Source organism: Streptococcus sp. KR (assembly GCF_002238115.1).
Lineage (GTDB): Bacteria > Bacillota > Bacilli > Lactobacillales > Streptococcaceae > Streptococcus.
Genome location: NZ_NGVM01000163.1, coordinates 1 through 415, shown reverse-complemented (window position 1 = coordinate 415; position 415 = coordinate 1). Strand labels below are relative to the sequence as shown.

Here is a 415-nt window from a genome sequence, read left to right as displayed (position 1 = left end):
ATAATTTTAAAAAAAAGGGGGGTCACAAATGGCTGACATTAATATTACTGCAATTAAACAAGCTTTAAAATTGCCTTTGAGCATGACCAGTGACGATGATCTTATTAAAAATATCGTTGCAGGTCATGAGTACAAATTATTGAGATCAGTAACAAGTGACCCTACCGTTACATACGACTCCTTGAAACAAAAATATCCAATTCTTGATGTGTTGCTTATGAGGGATGTGATCGCTGAGTATAATCGTAAGTTTGATTCTAATTTTGTAGTATCAGATGATCCAGATTATGATGAAATCTTAAAATCACTCAAAGACAGGGAATACTATGGTAATGGAACAGATACAGGGGATGATAAAAATGCTAATGTTCAAAAGTCGAGCGGAACTTAGATGGCCGATTGCTTTTTTCAATAA

1 protein-coding gene is annotated in these 415 nt (G+C 34.2%); it reads left to right on the top strand.

The window, feature by feature from the left end; all coding sequences use genetic code 11:
• Nucleotides 1-28 precede the first annotated feature (28 nt).
• Entirely contained in the window at nucleotides 29-391 is a 363-nt protein-coding gene (locus CBI42_RS11420; RefSeq protein WP_094753989.1) for a hypothetical protein, read from the top strand.
• Nucleotides 392-415 lie beyond the last annotated feature (24 nt).

Coding starts and splice junctions, on each gene's coding strand:
- CBI42_RS11420 (WP_094753989.1), top strand. CDS start 29: ATGGCTGACATTAATATTACTGCAATTAAACAAGCTTTAAAATTGCCT.